This window comes from Enterovibrio norvegicus DSM 15893, assembly GCF_900115495.1.
GTDB lineage: Bacteria > Pseudomonadota > Gammaproteobacteria > Enterobacterales > Vibrionaceae > Enterovibrio > Enterovibrio norvegicus.
Map to the genome: position 1 here is coordinate 51682 of NZ_FOWR01000006.1, position 20362 is coordinate 72043.

Annotated in this window: 19 protein-coding genes; 5 read left to right on the forward strand and 14 right to left on the reverse strand. The window is 46.6% G+C overall.

Translation table 11 applies throughout. From position 1 onward, the window contains the following. Positions 1–96: 96 nt before the first annotated feature. Complete coding sequence (locus tag BM082_RS05140) at positions 97–561, reverse strand: OsmC family protein (RefSeq protein WP_017017333.1); 465 nt, start codon at positions 559–561, stop codon at positions 97–99. A 77-nt stretch (positions 562–638) separates the two neighbouring features. Further along, positions 639–1001: a RidA family protein gene (locus BM082_RS05145; RefSeq protein WP_017017332.1), complete on the reverse strand. Its 363-nt coding sequence runs from the start codon at positions 999–1001 to the stop codon at positions 639–641. A gap of 422 nt (positions 1002–1423) precedes the next feature. Here BM082_RS05145 and BM082_RS05150 point away from each other — a divergent pair, with 422 nt between their 5' ends. After that, positions 1424–1990, forward strand: a complete 567-nt coding sequence (locus BM082_RS05150) for a YceI family protein (protein WP_017017331.1) — start codon at positions 1424–1426, stop codon at positions 1988–1990. Between the two features lie 149 nt (positions 1991–2139). Here BM082_RS05150 and BM082_RS05155 read toward each other — a convergent pair whose 3' ends face one another. The 5 genes from BM082_RS05155 to nrdD form a co-directional block, all read right to left on the reverse strand. After that, entirely contained in the window at positions 2140–4917 is a 2778-nt protein-coding gene (locus BM082_RS05155) for an immune inhibitor A domain-containing protein (protein ID WP_074925600.1), read from the reverse strand. An 800-nt stretch (positions 4918–5717) separates the two neighbouring features. Continuing rightward, positions 5718–6902, reverse strand: a complete 1185-nt coding sequence (locus BM082_RS05165; protein WP_017017328.1) for an amino acid aminotransferase — start codon at positions 6900–6902, stop codon at positions 5718–5720. 160 nt (positions 6903–7062) lie between these two features. Beyond that, positions 7063–7602, reverse strand: coding sequence for an ATP-dependent zinc protease family protein (locus tag BM082_RS05170; RefSeq protein ID WP_017017327.1), 540 nt, complete (start codon positions 7600–7602; stop codon positions 7063–7065). 189 nt (positions 7603–7791) lie between these two features. Continuing rightward, a complete protein-coding gene (gene nrdG / locus BM082_RS05175) occupies positions 7792–8262 on the reverse strand; it encodes an anaerobic ribonucleoside-triphosphate reductase-activating protein (protein WP_017017326.1) in 471 nt (156 codons plus the stop codon). A gap of 9 nt (positions 8263–8271) precedes the next feature. Further along, positions 8272–10392 (reverse strand): anaerobic ribonucleoside-triphosphate reductase, encoded by a 2121-nt coding sequence (gene nrdD, locus BM082_RS05180; protein WP_074925601.1) that lies wholly within the window; start codon positions 10390–10392, stop codon positions 8272–8274. Positions 10393–10946: 554 nt separating this feature from the next. On the opposite strand from nrdD, the gene BM082_RS05190 reads away from it, so the two are divergent. From BM082_RS05190 to BM082_RS05200, 3 genes are all read left to right on the forward strand, one after another. Beyond that, complete coding sequence (locus BM082_RS05190; RefSeq protein ID WP_244275936.1) at positions 10947–11984, forward strand: endonuclease/exonuclease/phosphatase family protein; 1038 nt, start codon at positions 10947–10949, stop codon at positions 11982–11984. A gap of 140 nt (positions 11985–12124) precedes the next feature. Further along, on the forward strand, positions 12125–12424 hold the full coding sequence (locus BM082_RS05195; RefSeq protein ID WP_017010757.1) for a hypothetical protein: 300 nt from the start codon (positions 12125–12127) through the stop codon (positions 12422–12424). 246 nt (positions 12425–12670) lie between these two features. Beyond that, the gene (locus BM082_RS05200; protein ID WP_017010756.1) at positions 12671–13486 is read left to right on the forward strand and encodes a DUF2797 domain-containing protein; all 816 of its coding nucleotides are present in this window, start codon (positions 12671–12673) and stop codon (positions 13484–13486) included. A 197-nt stretch (positions 13487–13683) separates the two neighbouring features. Here BM082_RS05200 and BM082_RS05205 read toward each other — a convergent pair whose 3' ends face one another. The 3 genes from BM082_RS05205 to BM082_RS05215 all read right to left on the reverse strand — a co-directional run bounded on the left by BM082_RS05205 (position 13684) and on the right by BM082_RS05215 (position 14797). Then, positions 13684–14046 carry a hypothetical protein gene (locus tag BM082_RS05205; RefSeq protein ID WP_017015649.1) on the reverse strand — a complete coding sequence of 121 codons (363 nt, stop codon included), beginning with the start codon at positions 14044–14046 and terminating at the stop codon, positions 13684–13686. An 89-nt stretch (positions 14047–14135) separates the two neighbouring features. Continuing rightward, the gene (locus BM082_RS05210) at positions 14136–14366 is read right to left on the reverse strand and encodes a DUF3389 family protein (RefSeq protein WP_017017322.1); all 231 of its coding nucleotides are present in this window, start codon (positions 14364–14366) and stop codon (positions 14136–14138) included. 2 nt (positions 14367–14368) lie between these two features. Next, a complete protein-coding gene (locus tag BM082_RS05215; RefSeq protein ID WP_026025194.1) occupies positions 14369–14797 on the reverse strand; it encodes a hotdog fold thioesterase in 429 nt (142 codons plus the stop codon). Between the two features lie 227 nt (positions 14798–15024). On the opposite strand from BM082_RS05215, the gene BM082_RS05220 reads away from it, so the two are divergent. Continuing rightward, entirely contained in the window at positions 15025–15825 is an 801-nt protein-coding gene (locus BM082_RS05220) for a M48 family metallopeptidase (protein ID WP_017015651.1), read from the forward strand. A 111-nt stretch (positions 15826–15936) separates the two neighbouring features. Here BM082_RS05220 and BM082_RS05225 read toward each other — a convergent pair whose 3' ends face one another. From BM082_RS05225 to BM082_RS05240, 4 genes are all read right to left on the reverse strand, one after another. Continuing rightward, the gene (locus BM082_RS05225; protein WP_017015652.1) at positions 15937–16365 is read right to left on the reverse strand and encodes a PAS domain-containing protein; all 429 of its coding nucleotides are present in this window, start codon (positions 16363–16365) and stop codon (positions 15937–15939) included. A gap of 2 nt (positions 16366–16367) precedes the next feature. Continuing rightward, positions 16368–17396, reverse strand: coding sequence for a response regulator (locus BM082_RS05230; protein WP_026025029.1), 1029 nt, complete (start codon positions 17394–17396; stop codon positions 16368–16370). Between the two features lie 201 nt (positions 17397–17597). Continuing rightward, positions 17598–18314: a hypothetical protein gene (locus BM082_RS05235; protein WP_017015654.1), complete on the reverse strand. Its 717-nt coding sequence runs from the start codon at positions 18312–18314 to the stop codon at positions 17598–17600. Between the two features lie 114 nt (positions 18315–18428). Further along, positions 18429–20258, reverse strand: a complete 1830-nt coding sequence (locus BM082_RS05240) for a hybrid-cluster NAD(P)-dependent oxidoreductase (RefSeq protein ID WP_074925603.1) — start codon at positions 20256–20258, stop codon at positions 18429–18431. Positions 20259–20362: the final 104 nt, after the last annotated feature.

Genomic DNA, 20362 nt, shown 5'->3' on the forward strand with positions numbered 1-20362 from the left:
AACTAAAATGACCAAATACCCAGACTTTAAAGCGCGAGAATTAAGCGTAATGAGAAGCTCTACGTTCTGCACCTTGAAGTGATTTAGGCATAGAGGTCAATGATTCGGCTCAATGGAAATATGGGTGTTTACCGAATTCGCAATGAAGCAGTGCTTGTGCGCAAGTTTATGCATTTTATTGATCATGGCCGACGATGGTGTGTTATCTCCGAAAAAGCAGATTTTTGGTTTTAGGACAACATCCGTAACAGCAGTACGTCCTTGTGCATTCTTACCCAGAGTACCGATAGCCACATCTTGGTAGCTTTCGACCACAAATCGCTGTTTCTCAGCCACGGTGAGAAACGTCATCATATGACAACTTGCAAGCGCGGCAATAAAGGCCTCTTCTGGATCGATCGCCGCATCTTGGGATCGTAGAGGCATAACAAAAGGTGATGGCGAAGCCTCCACCGTGATACCACCATCAAATGTCCATTGATGTACAAGCGATACCACGTTGTTTGCGGCATCAACTTGGCTGCTATGCGCCCATTGAACCAAAACACTGTGCGTTGTCATCCATGACCCATTTATGTGTTGTGTAGCGTTAAACAGGATATAAAAACACCTTGCTACAAGGCGTTTTTCACAAGAACTTATTGGTAGTCTTCACCCGCAGCGGCAACAAAGGCCATTTCTACCAGGTATTTTGGATTGGCCAGCTCGACTTTCACACAAGCGCGGCTTGGTGCCGTGCCTTCATCAAACCATGCATCCCATACGCCGTTTAGCGCGTCGAGGTTTGCAAAATCTGTGACGTAAATGGTCACGGAAAGAATGCGAGATTTATCGCTACCTACACTTGCCAACATTTCTTCTGCTTGTTCGAAGATTTGGGCTGTCTGTCCTTTAACGTCTGCATCAAGATCGCTTTCAGGCACTTCGACGAAATGTGCGATGCCATTAAATACAGTAACGTCAGACCAACGAGCAGTTGGGTTAATTCGATGGATTTTCATGCAGTTAACACCTAAGTAAATGTTGGGGGATCATAGCAGAGCTTTACGGGCAATGAGAACACCTCAAAGGCGAGATTTGTTGCCTTCCACACGCTTTCCATGCACTGCAATAAATTTCAACGTATACACACCCCACGTTCCTATCAGTATCGTATTTATAACGTCCAAATTACATGCTGAGCAAGCATCTTGCTATTGCTATTGCTATTGCTATTGCTATTGCTATTGCTATTGCTATTGCTATTGCACATAAAAAATCATACCGACAATAAGCAATCAGTTTCATTTTAATCATTTTTAAAACAAACTATAAATAAACGATTCAATCGAAAATTCCAAACTGAATCATCGAATAATATCACTATACAGCGAGTGGAATATAAAGAATCATGTTTAAACAATGTCGATTATAGGTATATAAAATGAAAGCATTCTCTTCTCTTATCTCTGTTGCTCTTCTTACTTTATCTTTTCAAGCCAGTGCTGCCGATCAATACAAAGTAGACAGTGAAAATTCCACCATCAACTTTGCAACGATCAAAAAGCAATATGTCGTTGAACCAGCAGAGTTCACCAATATAAGTGGCATGCTAAATGAAGACGGTAGCTTTTCCGTGAAAGCCGCACTATCGAGCATTAACACGGGTATTTCGATTCGCAATACCCGTCTCAATGAGATTTTCTTCCAATCGGGAAGCAACCCCGATGTTTCAATCTCTGGCAACGTCTCACTCGATGGCATCGAAGGTGCAAACCAGTCCATTCCAGTCAATGTTTCCCTAAATGGCAACAGCAAAGAACTCACGGTACCAGTGACTGTATTAAAAAATGATGACCAAATCATTGCTTACACTGTAAAGCCTCTGATTGTCAAAGCATCGGATTTTGGTATTCCTGTTGAGAACTTGAATAAATTAGCTGAAACCGTCGGTGGCATTCCACTGTCAGATACTGTGCCTGTCAGCTTCGTATTAGTTTTTAATAAATAATCACAACTCGCTGTCAAAACAGACAGCGCGTGATATTTATTCCAAAAGCCGAAATACGCACAAAAATAAGAATAAAAAAGCCAGCATTAACATGCTGGCTTTTTATTAGGAAAACGAAAGTGAGAGATTCATTATTTCACCCACCCCAACTACCACCACTTCCATTTCTTGACCTTAATTTTTTTGATTTCAGAGTCGGTTCCACCTAAATCATCAGTCACAGTATGCCTAACGTCATATTTGCCGCGTTTCCTATAGGTATGCCATACGATACCGACAGAGGATGTCGCTTGCCTTCCATCACCAAAATTCCAGTGGTATTTGTTAATGTCGCCATCACTGTCTGTCGATGCTGATATGAATAGCGCCCATTTGCCTGCTTGAATGACATCAAAATCGGCTTCAGGTGCGACATTCAAGGTCACACGCTGTGTCTCTGTGTTTGTCTGCCCAAATGCGTCTGTCACTGTCAGCGACACCGAATAGATACCACCTTGAGAATACACATGAACAGGGTGTTGTTCACTCGAACGATACCCATCACCAAAATCCCATGACCACTGCGTTATTGCCCCTTCTCTGTCACTGGATTGATCGATAAAAATCACTTGATTTCCATCAATGTCTGAGCTGAATGCCGCAACAGGTGCATCATCATCAAGCGTAATTTCTACAACGCCATAATGGTTATCTTCCGCTTGTTCAATCACAGTGATACTAAGACCATATTGGGGAATAATTCGCCCAGCATCAGGCTGATCAGGATTGGAATAGTCACTGCGATCATCAAACGTCGGGATTGCATTCAATGCGTCGTCAATCAATGTACCAATGTCGTCAAAACTCACATCAATAGGCGCTTGGTCTTGTAAACTAAATACCGCATCACGAATCTGATATTTGGTCGACGCTGATTCGCCAAGATCTGTCCACGTCAGTGCAAATTGGTCGGCATCAACAACCCCTAACCACCCTTTGCCGGGGTGTTGCCCTACCCAGTTATCAGAATGAGAATCGTCGGCATACCACACCAACAACCCCGGCTCATACTGCCAGCGGTCTCCGCTTCGTTGAAGGTTCTTTAACCCTTCATCGACGCCAGCATGACTGCGCCATTGAAGCATGTAGTAATGAGCGTAATACCCATTACCGTCATTCTTGGTGTAACCATTAAAGGCAAAATCGCTGTCAGATTCGGCATCGTCTGACAGCACTGTGTCTCCGTCAGCGACCACCAAAATGTTGTCTGCGTAAAACCCCTGTTCAACCCAGCCCCCATCGGTGATGTACTCAAACGTGAGAGTCACGGTTTGCCCTGAATACGCTGACAAGTCAAACACCGCAGGCACCCAACCATTCACGTTGTCTGGGTGATCTTTGGAATAGCTGTGAACGGCGGGCACTAAGCCCGAGCCGAGCGGATCATCGTAAGTGGTGATATTGCCCGAAATAGGTTCACCATCGATGAGTACACGAGCGAAATCGTAGTCAGGTTCGACGTCATAGTGCGTATCGAAGGAGAGTGAAATGGTTTCCGCGGTTGGCAGCGTCACTTCTACTGACATGCTGTTGTGTAAATCGTCTCCTTTGCCAGAGTAGTACTGGTACTCCCCTGCATAAGGCAGGATTTCAACGATTTCTTTGTTGGGTAGATTGATGCGCACATGGTTTGTGCCGTCGTCATTCTCAACGGTTTCAGCCAATCGAACTGTTTTGGTTGTGCCCGCCAAATCGTCCAATGAATAAGTCACAGCGTTTAGCCAATTCCCTCCCATTTGGGCATACAGAAACTCTTTCGCCCACGCACTAAACGCAACAGGTTCCGAGCCTGGGATTTTCCCTGCCCACGATCCAGAAGACATGATCGACCAAGACGACACGGGCTCACCCTCGCCCGAATATTGGGTGTCATATTCATCAGGCAAGCCCAAATCATGCCCATATTCATGCGCGGCAACACCCGCTGCCGCGTCAATCGGCTGCATGGTGTAATCGTAAGCGGCGTATTTTCCGTTCCAATGGGATAAACCGCTTTCGGTGCCTTCTAGCTCATAAACGGCAGGAAGATTCCAACGGTGCGACCAAAGGGCATCCTGACCAAGCGCGCCCCCACCCGCTTCTTCACCGACGGAGGAATGGAAAATCATTAAGTGGTCGATAATACCGTCAGGTTCAAAATAGTCTCCATCACCATCAACGTCATACCGATCTTCGTTATCGTAATCGGCAAGGTTTATCGAGCCATCTTGAACGAGCGCATCGAGCGCTTCTTTTACCAAGTCTCTGGCGTTGGCATCTTTAGCGCCTGAGTCAGTATGCGCGCCATAATATGCAGAAGAATGCTTCGCGCGATACCAACCCGCAACGGCCCCAGCAACACTGTAGCTACCACCGGATTCTTGTTCATAATACTGACGCATGGTGATCAAGGTTTCACCGTTCGGCCCTGCATATTCATCACCAAACAGGAGATCCTGATAATGAACAGCTGGATAACTGTCATAGAACATGTCGGTGTGCTGCGGTTCTAAGCGGTTATCGTCGTAAGGCAGATCGGGGAAATCAATCAGGATGGCCAACACGCGGTCGGTCCGTGTATTCGGCACTGAACGGAGAAACGAAAACCGCTTTGTCTTCTCTTTTGGGGCATCTAGCTGCGTTTTTCGTTTTAGTATTTGTTGACGGTTTTCTAAGTTTTTCTTGGTGAACACACCGTCATCGAAAGGCTGATCACCACTCAAATAGGCATCGAGTGCTTTTCGAATGTCTTCTGGCGACGCATTGTCCGGCAGCACACCACTTCGTTTAAGATAGGCGATCACTTTTTCTTCGTTAACGATAGAGCGGTCAAACGGCGTGTGCGCGTTTACCGATAACGTACATGCACAGGATAAGACAACAAGTGCGAGGCTTTTTACAATGTTCATATGCCAAGGCGTCCTCTTTTCTGAACCGGTTGCCATGAATAGGTCGCGGTAACCGCCACCGATTCACATTGCCAACTTAGGCATTTAGCTATTTCAGCAGCAAACACCCAACCTCACTGAAATATGTCGAAACGAAGTCATGGTTCCTTTAGTACTTTTCATTGAGACGTCACATTCACCGTCGGAGGTTTGTGCTTTCTAAGGTCAAACTCATGAGATGGACGTAGATAGTCTTGGAGAATATGTTGTTTCTCTTGGAGACTCATTTGAGGGGTTATCAATCCGATACTTTCTAAATAAATCAGCACCTTTTCTTCATTGGCAGTGGAAAGAACAACCGTCTCTTCGTTTTCTTTTTTTACCATTGAGTTACGTGGTTTTGTCTCGTGAAGCTCTGTATTCGCGGTCAGCTGGGCATTAGAAATATTAAACAGGACAGAGAAGTAACACACGCCCACAAGCATGCATCGAAAAAGGAAAGAAGCTGAAAACCAGCAGGAGCGAGCTGACATAGTGACCATATGGATTACTTAACAGGATATATGGAAATATAGTCACAACGCACTGTCAGGGTTGTAGGTCAAAAATGAGAACTGGGATCTTTTACCAAAATATGTGCACGGTTAAATCAGCAGTGATCGCATGATGAGAATCCCCGCCTTTGCTGACATTCCTTGTTTTGGCACACACTTTTTTTAACCTTCAAAGGCAAAAAAGCCAGCACGAAGCTGGCTTTTACATTGGTATGGCGTGCATTCAAACACGCAATAGCATCACGAAGAGGCAATGAGTAAAAACGTTTACGAAGACACTTTCACCAATGCATCTGCAAGGTAATCAATGCGCGATTCAGTCAGCCCCGCCACATTAATGCGGCTATCACCCACCGCATAGATACCAAACTCATCACGCAGTTTGCCAATTTGCTCTGGAGACAGACCCAGCATAGAGAACATGCCTTGGTGCTGCTTGATGAAATCAAAACGATTATCACCACAACGCTCAACCAAAGACGTACACAACGCTTCACGCAGCGACAAAATTCGACCACGCATTGCGTCGAGTTCAGAACGCCATTGCTGCGTTAGCGTGTCGCTGGTGAGGATCGTTTCTACGATTGCTGCGCCATGATCAGGTGGCATGGTGTATGTTGCACGCGCCAATTGAAGCACACGCCCTTTCGCGTTCATGGCTTCCTGCGCATTTTTACCAATCACAATGGCGGCACCGGTACGTTCACGGTATAAGCCGAAATTCTTTGAGCACGAGGTGGCGATAAGCATTTCTTCGACGGAATCTGCCAGCAAACGTAAACCTTGTGTATCTTCTTCTAAACCCGCACCAAAACCTTGATACGCAATGTCTACGAAAGGTGTAAAGCCGTTCTTCTGCGCAAGCTCATTGATCACCTGCCAATGCTCAGGGCGAATGTCTGCACCGGTTGGGTTGTGGCAACAACCATGAAGTAGTACTACATCGTCCGAACCAGCTTTAGACAATGCATCAAGCATGGCATCGGCATCAACTTGTTTGGTCGCTGCATTAAAGTAAGGGTAAAACTTCACCGTCAAACCTGCAGCTTCCATGACAGGTTTGTGGTTCACGTAACTCGGGTCGCTGATCCAAACCGTGGTGACAGGTTTGGCGAGGAACATCAAATCAGCCAACATACGTAACGCACCGCTCGCGCCGGGTGTTTGCACTGTCGCACAGCGCTGATACCCGTCAGTGCCTTTGAGCAACAAATCCGTCATTGCCTGGTTGAAGGCTTCATTGCCTGCAAGGCCAACATAGCTTTTCGTTGTTTGTTCATCGGCAAGTTGCTGCTGAGCCACTTTCACGGCTTGCATGATAGGGGTATTGCCTTGGCTATCCTTGTATACGCCAATCCCAAGATCCATTTTGTCCGCACGCGCATCTTGTCGGTAAGCAATGGAGAGTGACAAAATCGGATCTTGTTGCGCCGGAGTGAGCAGATCTAGCATGGGTAACTTCCTTATTTAACGGCTATTTAAAACGTGATGCGTCTACATTACTAGAACATGCGCGAAGCGCAAATCAAAAAAAGCGCAAAGGTAATCATTACCGTTGCGCTCGCTTTACACGTTTACAGACGTGTTGACATTTTAATCGACAGGTGAGGTTTTACCGCGTCGCGTTAGGTTTGGGTTGAACGAATTTTCGGCTAACATCGACAAGTGCCGTCCCCTTCAAATAGGTACGACCAAGAAGAACGGGGAAATTGAGATGGTGTCGATCACGCAAGGTGAACTCCGTCTTTTCTGTCACGTCCCCTATGGTGATTGGCAATGCGACAACATAGCGACGATCATACCCTTCCGCGCTCGATTGAATGATACGCACAGTGCGCACAACGCGAGATTCCAGCACATCACTTTCTTTGTTGTCATGCGCCAAGCGGAATTTAACCCATTTATTCCCATCGCGTTCGAACGGTTTGATGTCGACGGCGCTGATTGACGAGGTTGTTGCGCCCGTATCGACACGCGCTTTGGCAACCACGCCAATGGTATCCACTTTCACCCACTCTTTTTCTCCGAGCAGCAATTTGCCGTCAGATGCATGTTCATAAACCGGAGAGTCGGTCGCGGCGTGCGAAACAGAGAAGGGGCTAGCGAAAGCCAAGGAAAGCAAAGAGAAGAAGGCAAACTTGCACAGCGCCATTCTGCATCGTTGCAGGTTATGTCGTTTCATTCGGTGTCCTTAGTGCGAAGACAATGCTGAATCGAGTGAATGTTCAACAGTATATAATATCAAACTCGATGACTAAGGTCTGTTGACCTTTTTCGGCGGGCATAAAAAATGCCGCTGAGTGAGCGGCATTAAGCTTATGATATGTATCAATAAGAATTGTTAGACGAGTGTCAAACGATGAATCACTTGGTTAGCACTGCCACGCCAAGGTAACGACGGACTCGCCAGCTCTTTTTCATATTTGCCGTCTATCAGTACGTCAACGAGATCAATCACAGCCTGCTGTTCTTGCGTTAAATTCGCAAGCTCATACCCAGACCATAACCAAACATCTTTGCCTTCACACTCAGCGCGCACACGCTTCACCAAGGCAAGCACCGCTGGCACATTGGCAGGATGAAGCGGATCGCCGCCACTTAAAGACAATCCTCTGCGTTTGATACGGGTGTCATTCAAGTCAGCAATCACACGATCTTCCATCTGCTTATCAAAAACCTGTCCTGAATTCAGCGACCAAGTAGATTGGTTATAGCAGCCTCGACATTGGTGCTCACACCCTGCAACAAACAAGGTACAACGCGTTCCTTCGCCGTTGACAACGTCAACCGGATAATATTGATGGAAATTCATGACACTGCCTTACATATGTTTAACGCGACGTTTTACTTCTTCTTGCTTTCCGTCGTTAAACGGACGTGCATCAGGGCTCCCCAGGTAACCACAAACACGACGTGTCACTGACACTTTGGTTGAATCATGGTTGCCACAACTTGGGCAGACAAAACCTTTACTCGAACATTCAAACTCACCCATGAAGCCACATTCGTAACATTCATCAATCGGTGTGTTTGTGCCATAGTAAGGCACGCGTTCGTAGCTGTAATCCCACACATTTTCGAGTGCTTCAACGTTGTGCTGAATATTCGGGTATTCGCCGTAACAAATGAAGCCACCGTTCGCGATTGGCGGGTAAGGCATTTCAAAGTCGATCTTGTCGTACGGGTTAACGCTTTTCTCTACATCAAGGTGAAAGCTATTGGTGTAGTAACCTTTGTCAGTCACGCCATCAACCAAACCAAACTCTTTCGTGTCGATTTTGCAGAAACGGCTGCACAAGTTTTCACTAGGCGTGCTGTAAAGGCTGAAACCATAACCAGTCTCATCTTTCCAGCGATCAGTCGCCGCTTTCATGTGCTGAATAATGGCAATGGCTTTCTCCCGCAATGCTGGCGAGTCGTACACATGCTGCTCAGTGCCATACAAGGCATTCATAGTTTCATGAAGGCCGATATAGCCCATTGAAATCGAAGAACGGCCATTCTTGAAGATCTCGCTGATGTCGTCATCCGCCTTCAAGCGAACACCACAAGCGCCTTCCATATAAAGAATCGGGGCAACACGTGCCTTCACACCATCTAAGCGAGCAATGCGTGAATCCAAACCTTCACGCGCAACCGCCATCACTTCATCCAGCAGTTTGTAGAAGGTTTTCTCACAGCCATTTGCACGAATCGCAATGCGCGGCAAGTTCAGGCTGATCACGCCAAGGTTGTTACGCCCCTCGTGGATCAGCTCGCCATTTTCTTCATACGCTGACAAGAAGCTACGGCAGCCCATCGGAGTTTTGAATGACCCAGTCACTTCCACCACGCGATCGTAGTTCAAGATGTCTGGATACATACGCTTAGACGCACATTCCAATGCCAGTTTCTTGATGTCGTAGTTCGGCTCACCGTCTTTCAGGTTCAAGCCCGCTTTTACGCTGAAGACCAATTTCGGGAATACCGCAGTCTTGCGATTTTTACCCAAACCCGCGATGCGGTTTTTCAGAATGGAAGATTGGATCATGCGCGCAGCCCATGATTCACCCAAACCAAAACCAAACGTCACAAACGGCGTTTGTCCGTTTGCGGTATGCAGTGTGTTTACTTCATATTCGAGCGATTGGAACGCGTCATAACACTCTTTCTCAGTGCGTGATTCTGCATAGCTTTCTGCATCAGCAATGTTCCACTCACGCGCAACAGCAAGGTGTTTTTCGTAGCTGATTTCAACATACGGTGCGAGGGTTTCGTCGATACGGTTGATCGTCGTGCCGCCGTAAATGTGGCTCGCCACTTGAGCGATGATTTGTGCAGTAACTGCCGTTGCTGTTGAAATTGATTTAGGTTGATCAATTTCCGCATTACCCATCTTGAACCCTTTGGTCAACATGCCTTCAAGGTCGATCAACATGCAGTTAAACATTGGGAAGAACGGGGCATAGTCCAAATCGTGGTAGTGAATATCGCCTTGCTCGTGTGCGCGAACAACCGATTTTGGCAACATGTATTGGGTGGCGTAGTGTTTCGCCACGATACCCGCCAACAAATCACGCTGTGTTGGGATCACTTTGCTGTCTTTGTTTGCGTTTTCGTTAAGGATGTCAGAGTTAGTCTGTTCAACCAAGCCACGGATCTCATGGTTTAGACGGCTTTTGCGCTCGCGAATGCTGTCGCGATCATGACGGTATTCAATGTATGCACGCGCGACCGCTTTATGTGGACCTGCCATCAAATGGTTTTCGACTGCGTCTTGGATCTGATGGATATCAACGTCGTCTGCACGCATAAATTGCGCAAGAACGCCATCTGCAACCGCAGCTGCATAGGCGCGATCCATGTCTTCGATATTATGTGCAGCGCTAATGACCGCATCTTCAATGCGTTGACGTTGGAATGGCACGCGACATCCATCACGTTTGATGACAACAGGTTTCACAAAAAACTCCTCAACGAATAGTCCTAATACACCCAGTAACTGATAAAGAAAAAACAGCCATGCTCGCCTAAATTAAGAAAGGCAAGCATTGAAATACGTAAATCACTCGATCACTGTGGCGTCATGGCGATACACACAAAAGCACCCTAATTAACAGCATTTATTCTGCTAATTTCATGAGAAATTGGTGCGTATCACGTTAGTGTCCAACCCGTCAACAAATACCAAATATGGGTAAGTTGATAGTGACATCTACAATATGTGGTGCATTAGACGATCACGAAGGGACAAATTCATTGATTTAGATCATGGCCAAATAGGATGCGTTTTTTATCTATTCGATTAGTGCGGATAAGCTTCAATATTTGAGAAAACGCTGTAAAAAAGTGATACGCATAACGCAAAAATGTCAGTTTGAAAAAACATCGTATACTGTATGCACTACTATCGCCCAATATAACAGACAACCTCGATACGCAGGATTCAGCGTCATTCATCGATTTACTTGGGGTTGCTTTAAGTCAACGCAATTGAGAAGCTGTGGTTCGCTCTCAATGGAACGAAAAGATAATAAAGAGAGAAACACGACTTTTATGCGTTTTAGCGTCACAGACAGCAGCTGCGTAAAGAACAGCGTCTTCCCGTTTTCTATTGCCAGCTCCCGGCAAGCTGTAAACACATCTGCATGGCGTGACATACTCGCTTTCGCTTTGTTATCACTCTTTTTCACGCACTCCGCCCACGCCTCTCTCTCCATTGCTACGTGGAATATGGAGTGGTTATCCGACAAAAATGACATGATTCAAAGTAAGCGCACCAAAGACGATTACTTAATGTTGAAAACCGTGTCTGCCGTGATTAATCCCGACCTTATTGCCTTCCAAGAAGTCGATTCTGAAGACGTACTCGCGAAAGTGCTCGATATAAACGAATACAACATCTATTTGTCTGATAGAAAGGCGCGATTTAAGCACAGCCGAGGCAGTGGTCAGTTTACAGGTTGGGCAGTAAGAAAAGGGATCTCAGTGATTGATCATCCCGATTACAAACCACTTGGTCTTCCTACTTTCCTCTCTGATGGTAATTTACGCTATGGCGCTTACATAGAAGTAGAACGAGAAGGCAAACCTTCCCTTCATTTACTTTCTATTCACTTAAAATCCGGCTGCTTTGAAACCCCTGTCCGTCGTAACAACAGTTGCAAGAAACTCGACCGACAAATTGAAGCGTTGTCCGTTTGGATAAACACACGCACAAAACTGAATGAAGAGTTTGTGGTTGCGGGTGATTTCAACCATTACTTAAACGATAAAAACGAGTGGGTTTGGAAGGCGCTCATCAAAGAGGTGGGCGAAGAGAATGTCGTAAATCTGACACAGAACACGAAAAGTAAGTGTAAAGCCCGTAAGTATAACTATCGCACCAAGCGCTGGGAGCATGTTGTCTATAGAAAACTGATCGACCATATCATTGCTAGCCCAGGTGCTATCGATGTCGTAATCCCACCTAAAACGAAGCAGTATCAGTATTCATACCATGCTGTCGCGACCTATAGACTCACGGATCATTGTCCGATCCTTGTAGAAATGTGAGTTACCCCAAACAATTCGCAGCTATTCCATAAAAGTCACTTTTTTTACCGCACAATAAAGCGATTCTGACTAACCACTGACAAATATAAAAAATGAGTGTGGCAAAATTTTGCTAATACTAAGAATGATGGACCATCCCGATGCGCTTTTTTACTTTGCCCCTACTTGCCGCCGCCCTTATCGCTTCAACCTCTGTGATGGCGAAACCCGAACTTGCTCCTGCTGCTTTACTTGATTATGGACACTATGAAAAAGTCAAAGAACTGACGGTTTATGGTGAAATTCAACAAGACATTATCCAACTCGCCGAAAACAACACTGCAGACTCTGATGCTGATTTGTTTGTGATCGACGATATCAATGAAGACATTGAGAAGAATGTGTTGATTGTGTCGCTGTCTCTTTATATCGATTTGAACAGCGGTATTGTGAAACGCTAAGACTTTGCGTTAACGGCATGTGTTCAAACACATGAATGTCTAGGCCGGTGAAATAAGCCCTCGTTTCATCGGTTTTTAATTCCTTTTATCCTCGCGCTGACATTCTCTTCTCGTCTAACGCCCGAACGTCGCACACCCTTACTTTTTGCTGACGTCTCAATGATGTCGTTTGCTGTTTTGATCACCTAAAATTTTTGACCGTTTCTGGTAAACTGCTCCCACGTAAAGGACAACAATAATAAAACCATGATTACTGGTACTTTGAGCAAAATGAAAAGCGCACTTGAAGACACTGTGCGTTACACCCTTCTCGTCGGCGAAAATCAGGTTGAGCTAACACCCCTTATCGGTAAGTCACTCACCCTCACGCACACTGGCAATATCTATTGCGATGCTTGTGGCAATAAAACCAATAAAAGTTTTAGCCAAGGACATTGCTTCACCTGCATGAGGAAACTTGCGCGGTGCGACATGTGCATTATGAAGCCTGAAACGTGTCACTTCGCAGAAGGCACCTGCAGAGAGCCTGAATGGGGTGAGCAATTCTGTATGACAGACCACATCGTTTATCTGTCTAACACATCAGGGTTGAAAGTGGGTATCACCCGCGCGAGCCAAATTCCGACGCGTTGGATAGATCAGGGGGCGACGCAAGCACTTCCGATCATTAAAGTGAAGAATCGTCACCTATCAGGGTTAGTAGAAATAGCCCTTGCCGAGTTTGTGGCAGACAAAACCAATTGGCGCGCCCTACTCAAAGGCGATAACGAGCCTTTAGATTTGAAAGCGGAAGCGAGACGCTTGCTGCCTTTGATTGATGCCAAACTGTATAGCCTTCGCATTCAGTATGGCTTCGATGCGATTGATCCAATATTCCATGACATCGTCACTATTAGTTACCCTGTCACTCAACACCCTACCAAAATCGTCTCCCACAATTTTGATAAAGAGCCCGTGGTATCTGGCGTACTGGAAGGCATCAAAGGGCAATACTTGATTTTCGACACTGGCGTCATCAATATTCGTAAATTCACCAGCTATGAAGTGAATGTCGAATACTGAGTAAATGGCAACAGCCGCTGACCCAGAATGAAAATAAACAAAGCCACCAAGAACGGTGGCTTTTTTAATTACGCTGAGGTCTTTATGTCTATACCGACAGTCTTTCAACACTCGCTAAAATATCGAGTTTGATGGCGTCAACATCGCTCTTTATCAATATCTTCGCACTGACTACGACAATGACAATGACAATGACACTATTTGACGGGCAGTGTTACTCGCTTACCACCCCAACCATGCACGCTGTCTCTGGCTTCGATATGCACCTCTTGAATCCCACTAGGAATAACAACGCCTGACAAACTGCGCGTAAAGGGTTGCTCGTTAACATGGGGATGCGCCAATTCACGCGTGCCAAGCACGGTACCATCGGCGGTGACAATGCGCCATGCATCGGCATAATGATCCCATCCTTCATCAGCATGCTTCACCGTTGCAGAAACACGGTAGCTATCACCCGACGGCGAAAGCGTTGCATCAACAACATCAGCCTTACCTGCCAACAAAAATGGCGACCAGATAAGCAAAAAAGCCGCTGCGCATGTTTTGAATATGATCATTTTCTCTCCTTGAACCCACGAAAATACGTAAACGCTAGATGGATAGTTGTATTTCTACATACTCACGGGTTCAAGAAACAAGGATTGCATCAGCCTTTAATCGCAATGCCTGTGGCATCACTCACTGCTTGCATGTTCTCTTTTGAACCCAAAGAAAGACTCCAATTCACCGTGCCACCATTGGCAATCAGCATACAAGGCGCACCCAATAGACTGATGTCATCCGTATGCGCTTGCAGCGTCATTCGGTTCTCTTGGAGTTTCACCATAACCTCGTGCATGGTCGCCACCACTTTTCCGCCAGGGATTGAGATAACCACGCTTATTTCCCTTTATGTTGCAAAACAGCCATGGTCAAGCGACTGGTACACACGAGACGACCACGCTCATCACTAATTTCGATTTGCCACACCTGAGTCGTTGCACCCAAATGCGTCGGGGTCGCTACGCCGGTGACAAACCCCGAACGCATTGCACGAATATGGTTCGCATTGATATCTAGACCGACACAGTACTTGTTTTCTTCCACGCATATATTCGCTGCCAGCGAGCCCAGTGTTTCTGCGAGCACGACAGAAGCGCCACCATGCAACATGCCCAGCGGTTGATGTGTACGTGAGTCGACAGGCATGGTGCCCGTTAAGCTATTGTCGTCAAAATGGGTGTATTGAATACCAAGGTGCTCAACCAAGGTATTTTTAGACGTTGCATTGAGACCGTCGAGAGAAATGGCTTTTTTCCACATAGACAAACCGAGCTCCTGATAGATTTGTTTGCATCATTATCGTTGGCATTATCCGCCGTTCTCAATGATTCGGCTATGGTTTGTGGGTGCTTGAGACTCAAAAAACAGAAAATACTCAGTCGTGATAAAACGTAAAATGAAACATACCCAACCTGCTTTCTGCGGCTAATGCCGCTTGCCCCTGCAAGCAGAGTGATTAAAATGTACCCAAGGCGAAACAAGGGAATGGAAAGATGAAATTCAAGGCGTTAAAAACAACGGTCGCCACCGCATTGCTCGCATTTTTAGTGGGCTGTTCCACGTCTCCGACGGGGAGAAACCAATTTATTCTTGTTCCGGGTGCTGAAATGGCACTGATGGGCGCTTCTGCATTTTCTGAGCTGAAATCTAACGAGAAAATCAGCACAGACGCGAAGACAAACCGATATGTTCAGTGTGTCACCGATGCCATTTTGAAGGTCACGCCACCTCAACCGGATTTCGAAAAATGGGAAGTGGTCGTTTTCGATAGCCCGCAAGTGAACGCCTTCGCCCTGCCAGGTGGAAAAATTGGTGTATATACAGGATTACTAAAAGTTGCGAGAACACAAGATCAACTGGCCTCTGTGATTGGGCATGAAATAGGCCATGTCATGGCAAACCACGGTAATGAAAGGGTGTCGAGTTCAAAAGCGGCCAACGGCGCACTGCAAATTACCAGCATTGCGCTGGGGGCTAGCGGCACTGCAAACTCAGATTTGATCATGCAAGGGCTTGGCCTTGGTGTGAATGTCGGTGTACTGCTACCGTTTAGCCGAGCACATGAATCTGAATCCGATTTGATCGGTGTGCAGTTGATGAACGAAGCGGGGTTCGATCCGAACCAAAGCGTTCAATTATGGAAAAACATGGCGAAAGCCTCTGAAGGCGCACCGCCAGAGATTCTTTCCACCCACCCTTCACATGACACCCGCATTGATGACCTTCAAGATGCCATTAATGCGTTACCCGCTACGAACAGAAAAGCCCCAAACTGTGGCCGTCCGAATGTCTAGTTTCTAACATCTAGCCCTAGGCAAACAAAAAGCCGATCCTATTGAGATCGGCTTTTTCGTTTTGCAGGCAATATAGCGCGAAGAACACCAAAGGTTTGGTATCAGCGGTGCTTAATCATGCGCCAACGCTTCCCCAGTCACATCCGCCACTGAGATAAACATGTGCTGCACTTCGCCCCGTAAGTTGACCATTGGGTTCAACGTCACGTTTTGGTACATGAATTTCGCTCGTCCCGTAATAGGACGAACATTGCGGCAGCGAAACAGATACGGACGCTGCTTCCACAACACGAAACTGCGGCATTTAAGCTCGAACACGGGTCTGCATTTTGCGCGGAACCATGCTTCAGAGATTTCAGGAAAGACCTCAAACAACGATTTCCCCTTCACTTTATTTGGGTGTTTACCCGTGTGGTGAACCATAAATCCATTCCACATGTGCACAGTGAAATCTCGGTCTACGACGATCAACCCCATGTCGATATTTTGCACCATATCGACCATCCAGTTGAACTGTTCAAATTCTGGTGAGTCAATCATGGTTAATCCTCATCGTCCATCAAGTAAGCCAGTTTCGCATCAAGCAATGGCAAGGATTCGTCCACCAGCAACAACAACAGATCACACTTAATGTTGGTGTCGTCGATGGCGTAGCTCACTTCTATTGTCACTGTACGCTTCCACGTGCCGCGCATATTATCGACCAAGCTATCAACATCCATGTGCTGACCAAGAATCACAGGATAACTTTGTGCAAACACCAGCCCCGCTTGTTGGCCAATGCCAGCTAAGAACGCACTGATAAGCACATTGCTGACATCCACGAGCACTTCAAGATCGCTGTCGATGGAGCCGTCGTCGGGGTAGTCCAAAATTCCGAGCAGATCCTTCATCGAGGAATCGGAAATCAGCATTAAGGCTTCGCCGGCTAACCCTTCACCACTAAAACCTTGGCAAATGCCCGACATATTGTCGTTTGCAGCAAGGTGGCGAATGGTCATGTCGAGCTCACTTACCTCAAACACATTCACTTGAGGGAGCGGCATATGAACGAACACATCAAAATAGCGCGCTAACGAATCGGCTGCGCGCCCCATCGCCACATTCACCACTTCCATGTACATTTCACGTCGACCGATTTTAACACTAGCAGGTGCGGATATAGCTTGAATTGGCGTAGAGGGTTGAGGCGCGGATTGCACTCTTTCTAGATCTTTATAGGGCTCTAGCATCTCGACCAATTCAGCTTGAGATACCGGCTTTTTAACGAATGCTTGCGCACCTAGCGCTAACACACGCTGTTGGGCTTTTGGCTGGATATCACCTGACACCACAAAAACAGGAACCTTGATATTCTGATCACGCATGGCTTCCAAGGTTTGGAATCCGTCCATTTCTGGCATCGTGAGGTCAAGGAACATTAAATCAAAGGGTTGAGATTGCAGTGCTTCGATGGCTATTTTGCCATTCTCAGCAAAGGTAACATCGGCATTCAGGTGTTCAGGAAGAGAACGCGCAAGTTGCTTTCGCGCTAATGCAGAGTCATCAGTGATCAATATTCGGGTCGTCAACGTGTTTACTCCCACTATCCGATTATTGTCGATGCTGTATGCATCTTATGAGAATTCAGAAACAAGCCTGCGAAATATAACGCATTTATCATGCATCTGTCTTATTGATACGGCACTTATTCATAAGCATAGTGCGAGTTACGCAGTTTATCGCCAAGCCAAGTGCATTTACTTGAATATCAAAAAATGAAAGCGGTAATCTCAGTTTGAAATCACGAGCTTAGCATCGGCTTTTTCATTTGTGGCGTCTTTGCTCACCAATGGCAAATTCCCAAACGCAGATAACTGACGATTAACGCTGTCAAGCTGACTGCTAATCACGTCGAACTCTTCAATCATGTCATCGGCTGCTTTTTTCATCTTGGCGTAAGTATCACAGTCATCTTGAGAGACGCGATTCCACGAATTGCCTTTTTTAAACTCATCACATGCCTTTTGGCTTGCTTCTGCCTTGTGGCTCGCTTTTAAAATGTTCTCATTCAATTCGTTCACGGCTTTCGTTAAACGAAAGCGCTCAGCATACAGACGGTCAGTGTTTTGAAGGCGCGTGCGCAGGGCCTCAAGTGCTTTTTCACTTTCCAATAGCTTTTCGGTTTGCTCGCTATTTTGAGATTGAGACTGACGGCTTTTCATCGTAATTTTGTGTTCGAGCTCTGCCAATTCTTTGTCTTTTTCCTGCAATTGAACCACCAGCTTTTCAACATTGCTTTGGGTTTTCTCGTGCTGAGACGCGCTCACCGACAATGCGAGCTCTTTCGCCTCGATGCCTTTTGCCAGTGTGGTGTGATCACTGTTCAGTGCAGCATATTGTTTTTCTAATTCAACCACCTGATCAAACCACACAGCACTAGCAAGTATTCCACCGGCGGCAGCACCGAGTAAAAGTAGAGCTGCGTTCTTTGTTTTGACGCTCGTCATTAATATTCATCCCATAAAAAAGCTGCCGCAATGATACCTCATGCGGCAGCCTTAAATGTTAGCTTATCGAAAAAATACATTATTTTTCGGTGCTTTGCTTAGGTTTTTTTAGCCTTAGAGGCTCGCTAACGTCACATCGCCTTTGGGCACACAACAACACGTCAACACCAAGCCTTCTTCTTTTTCACCTGGATAGAGTGCTGGCATATCAGGTTGATCGACATCCCCATCCAACAAGCGCATCTTGCAACAGCCACACACACCTGCACGACAGCTGTATTCCAGCGGGATACCCGCCTCTTCCGCTTGAACCAGAATAGGACGCTGATTATCACCACGGATGAACTCGCCTTCGATGGTAATGTTCACCTCAGCGGCAACATCATCATTCGAAGTACCGGGTGTGCTGAAGAACTCTTGGTGACGTTGTGGCTCAGGCACACCCAAGGTATCAAGCACGTTCATGGCTGACTCCATAAAGCCTTGCGGACCACAAACAAACACGTCTCGTTGAGCGAGTTTTGGCACAAGCGCCAAATGCGTTTGGTCCAATCTGCCCGCCATGCCAGACCATCGTTCTGAAGGTTGGCTCAGTAAGGTCATCACCGTAAGGCCTTTATGCTGCTCGGCAAGGGCGTTAAGTTCGTCTGCAAAAGGAATGTCCGCTTCGCTGCTGCATTGATGCAAGAACACAACGTCTTTAATTTCATTCGCATCCGCTAACGCTCTTAGCATGGACATCATTGGCGTCACGCCGCTGCCGCCAGAAAGCAGCAACAAGGTGTTACGCTTGTCGGCTTGGTCACTCAGGTGGAATTGCCCATCCGGCTGTTGAGCGACAATACGGCTACCCTGCGTGACATTGTCATGCAGCCAGTTCGATACCAAACCACCATCGATGCGCTTCACTGAAATGGATAAACGCTCTGGACGGGTTGGTGTCGATGACAAGGTGTAACGGCGCTGGATGCGTTTACCGTCTATATCGAGCTCGATCGGAAGGTGTTGCCCTGCTTTGTACGTTGGCAGCGAACCCTCTGTGCGCTCGAACCAGAAAGTTTGGAAATCACGGGAAACCACTTCGGTTTCCGTACACACAAGCTCTAACTTGGGAATAGTAAGATCTTCGTATTCTTCAACATCACGGTATGCCAGCACCTCGATGTCGTCACCCGCTTGGATCATGCCTTCATTCAAAGCGATCAAGTTCATGCCGAAATTCACATTGCCATCGTTGTCAGTGCGAAACTTCGACAAGGTGGTGATCGGCTCACCATTCGGTCGAAATCGACCACTCTCAAGATCTAAAGTCGTGAACACGCAGCGGCTACACGGGCAATCCACACTGAACTCCACCGTGCCAATACGGATTTTCGCCCAACGGTCTTCCTCAAAAGCGTCACAGCCCGTTGCCACCAAGTTGGTACGGAACTGATCCATCGAGTGAAGATCAGGCGAGCGCGCATTTAACGCTGCCAACGATGCTTCTGAAATGAGCAACAATGGGAATGCATCAGCAAAGCTCACGTTAACATTGGCTTTTTTACCAAAACGTGGCGACGATGTTTCGCCCGTAAACAACAGCTGCATTTGCCCGCTGAGCAAATGGCTGAACCAGGCGTTAGCAGTGGCTGTTGTCGCGTAACCGGCAAACTCATCTTTGAAAACATTGGTGTTAACTTCAGTCAGAGAAAATTGCGCGTATTTCAGGACTAACGGCGACATGGTGGGATGTGTGAGGGTAATTCCGTTGGCTTGAAGGGATGCCGTGACTTTTGCGAGAATGGGATGTGTACGACCCGTAATAAACTTGCCCGTACTGTCTGCCACCATAAAACGTCGATCGAAACTCAACCCTATCTTTTCAACCCAAGCATTGCTGAGTGACGTGCCGCCAATAGATTTTACGGGATAGACATTAATTTGATTAATTTTAACGCTCACACTTGCCCCTCTTATTGTTCTGTTTTTAGTCCCTAAATAACAATACCAAGCAATCTGAACCCACAGAAACCAGCAGCATCATTAGATTGGTAAAGCTAATTAGA